The 3,934-nt window shown below is 39.8% G+C and carries 2 protein-coding genes; both read left to right on the top strand.

Translation table 11 applies throughout. The features are described from left to right. Window positions 1-742, top strand: a 742-nt coding sequence (locus PX481_RS04635; RefSeq protein WP_288093800.1) for a phosphopantetheine-binding protein, incomplete at its 5' end; no start/stop codon positions are given. Beyond that, window positions 739-3,934: non-ribosomal peptide synthetase (locus tag PX481_RS04630; protein ID WP_288093799.1), on the top strand; the 3,196-nt coding region annotated here is incomplete at its 3' end. The genes PX481_RS04635 and PX481_RS04630, both read left to right, overlap by 4 nt.

Here is a 3,934-nt window from a genome sequence, read left to right as displayed (position 1 = left end):
TTTTGAGAAGGATGAAGTGATCCCCCCAACCCCCCTTAATAAGGGGGGCAATGAGCCGTCAAAATTATATAAAACGGGAGATTTAGCCCGTTATTTACCCGATGGTAATATTGAATATTTAGGACGCATTGACAATCAAGTTAAGATTCGGGGTTTTCGGATTGAGTTGGGGGAAATCGAAGCATTATTAGCATCTCATCCCCAGATTTGGGAAACAGTAGTAATAGTGAGGGATGATGCAACAGGAGATAAGCGTCTTGTGGCCTACATTGTGCCACAATCGGAAAAAACGATTACCATTAACGAAATACGGCAATTCCTGAAAGCTCAATTACCTGGTTACATGATACCTAATGCTTTCGTTATTTTAGATGCCTTACCCCTTACTGCTAATGGAAAAATAGATAGTCGAGCTTTACCCCCACCAGAATCTAGTAGTGAACCATCAGACAAATATGTTGCTCCGCGTACCCCAATTGAGGATATATTAGTAACTGTTTGGTCAGAAGTGCTAAAAGTTGAAAAAGTGGGTATAAATGATAACTTCTTTGAACTGGGAGGCCATTCCCTACTAGCCACTAAATTAGTAGCACAGATACGCGATCGCTTGAAAGTTGAACTTCCCCTACGTCAGTTATTCAACTCGGCCACACTAGCAGAATTAGCCCAAGGGATTGAACAGTTAAAACAGCAAAAATCCGATACCATCGTTCCAGCAATTTTACCAAGAAAAAGAAAATGAATTTTGAAGAATTACCCCTATCTTATGCCCAACAGCGTTTATGGTTCTTAGATCAATTAGAACCAAATAGTCCCTTTTATAATATTTCCCTGGCCTTGCATTTAGCAGGAAATCTCCAGGTAGATGTCCTCGAAAAAAGCCTACAAGAAATTATTCAGCGCCATGAGTCCCTCCGCACAAATTTCGCCACTATTGAGGGAAATCCTGTACAAATAATCAAACCAGAAAGTAATTGGCAATTAACGCTTGTCAATGGGAAAGACAGCCCAAAATGTCGAGAAGAGCAGGAAATAAAAAAATGGCTAGAAATTCACAGCCATCAACCTTTTGATTTAGCCAATGACTCCCTAATTAGAGCCACCCTACTCAAGTTATCAGACACAGAACATTTTTTGCTGATTTGTCTGCACCATATTGTCTCTGATGGTTGGTCAATGGGGGTATTTATTCAGGAATTGACAACCCTTTATAATGCCTATACTAAAGGTTTAGAACCTCTTTTACCAGAGTTACCAATCCAATACGCAGATTTTGCAATTTGGCAAAGGGAATATTTGCAGGGAGAAATCCGACAAAATCAGTTAAATTACTGGCAAAAACAGTTAGCAGCCGCACCCGCTTTATTACATCTACCTACGGATTATCCCCGTCCTCTACAACAAAGTTTTCAGGGAGATCGAATAAAATGTATCCTTTCTCCAGAACTTAGTCAAGGGTTAAATAAGCTGAGTCGGGAAAAAGGTGTCACCTTATTTATGACCCTGTTAACCGCATTTCAGACTCTACTCTATCGTTACACAGGACAAACAGACATTTTAGTCGGTACTCCCATCGCTAACCGTACTCGTAGTGAATTAGCTGGGTTAATCGGCTTTTTTGTCAATACCTTAGTCTTAAGAACAGATTTAGCCAGAAATCCCAGTTTTAGCGAGTTATTAAAACAGGTACGAGAAACAGCAACGGATGCTTACGACCATCAAGATTTACCTTTTGAGATGTTAGTAGAGTCCCTACAACCTGAAAGAAATATGAGTTATACTCCTTTATTTCAGGTGATGTTTGGTTTAGATAATGAAATTGTAGATAGTATAGATTTAGAAGGAATAAAAGCCACTCGTCAGCCTTTAGAATTTAAGACATCTAAGTTCGATTTAAGTTTATCTATACAGGTAAAAGAAGCCGGATTAACTGCGATTTGGGAATATAATACAGATCTGTTTGACAAAAGTACAATTGAGCGATTATCAGGGCATTTTGTTAACCTATTAACTGGGATTATTGCTAATCCAGAACAAACCGTTAGCCAATTACCATTACTGACAGAAAGTGAGCGCAATCAGTTATTATTTGATTGGAATCAGACTGAAATTGACTACAAAAATGATTTGTGTCTGCATCAGTTGTTTGAACAACAAGTAAAACAGAATCCACAGGCGATCGCTGTTAAATTAGAAGATGAATTTTTAACCTACGAGGAGTTAAACTGTAAGGCTAATCAGTTAGCCCATTACCTACAATCTTTAGGGGTAAAATCCGATAGTTTAGTCGGGATTTTTGTTGAACGTTCCCTAGACATGATTATCGGAATACTGGGAATACTTAAAGCTGGGGGAGCTTACGTTCCTTTAGATATTAATTATCCCCAAGAGCGAATTACCTATCTTATTGAAGATACTCAACTTAGTATTGTGTTGACGCAATCTAAATTTATTGAGCAACTTCCCAAATTTATACCGAACACTATCTGTTTAGATCAAGACTGGTCAATAATCGCCAAACAGAGTACAGTTAGCCCTCTGGTAGAAGTTGATCAGCACAATTTAGCCTATATTATCTACACCTCTGGCTCCACAGGTCAACCCAAAGGGGTAATGATTGAACATCGCTCAGTAGTCAACTATATACTGACTACTATTCTAGAGTATGGTATTACCTCAGAGGATCAAATTCTGCAATTTTCTTCTATCTGCTTTGATGCTTCCGTTCAAGAAATCTTTGTTAGTTTGTTATCGGGTGCGACCTTGGTATTGCGAACAGAAGAGATGTTGCGCTCTAGTGAGGATTTTTGGCAATGTTGTCAAAAATGGCAATTAACAGTTTTGGGGATTCCTACGGCTTATTGGCATCAATTAGCCTCTGAATTAACCCCTGATACCCTGCCAATTCTCTCAAAGATTAAACTAATTGTCATTGGTGGGGAAGCCATTCAACCGGCAAAAGTCCAGCAATGGCAAACAGTTACGGGTCAATATTCCCCTCTTCCTCGACTATTAAATGGTTACGGACCAACAGAAGCAACCATTGCGGCGACTCTCTCCGAATTTACTTCACCAACTATAACCAATATTCCCATTGGGCGACCCATCAGTAATACTCAGGTTTATATTCTCGATGCTTTCTTACAACCTGTTCCTGTGGGGGTAGCTGGAGAATTACATATTGGTGGTATGGGATTAGCGCGGGGTTATTTTAATCGTCCAGAGTTAACACAAGAGAAATTTATCCCTAATTCTTTTGAGAAGGATGAAGTGATCCCCCCAACCCCCCTTAATAAGGGGGGCAATGAGCCGTCAAAATTATATAAAACGGGAGATTTATGTCGGTATTTACCCGACGGTAATATTGAGTATTTAGGACGGATTGACAATCAAGTAAAAATTCGGGGTTTTCGCATTGAATTCGGAGAAATTGAAACCGTTCTTAGTCAGCACAATGCAGTAAAAACGGCTGTTATTATTGCCCAAGAAGATGAGACAAATCAGAAACGTTTAGTCGCCTATATTATTCCCCAAGTAGAGATTATTTCCCCCCAAAAAGAGAAAAATTCACTTAATGTTACTGAACTGCGGCAATTCCTGAAAGCTAAGTTACCAGAGTATATGATTCCTAGTGCCTTTGTCATTTTGGAATCTCTACCCTTAACGCCTAATGGTAAGACTGATTACCGTGCTTTACCGGCTCCCGAATTCCAAAGCCAAGAGCAGTATATCGCGCCGCGTAACCCCATTGAGGAGATATTATCCTCGATTTGGGCAAAAGTGCTAAAAGTTGCACAGGTGGGGATTCACGACAACTTCTTTGAGTTGGGTGGACATTCATTATTAGCAACGCAACTAATTTCGCGCATCCGTGAGGCTTTTCAGGTAGAAATGCCCTTACGCGAGTTATTTGTTGCACCGACAATCGCCGAAT

Source organism: Microcystis sp. M53603_WE2 (assembly GCF_030065435.1).
The sequence above is the reverse complement of the archived record's forward strand: the minus strand, read 5'-3'. Positions and strand labels throughout refer to the sequence as shown.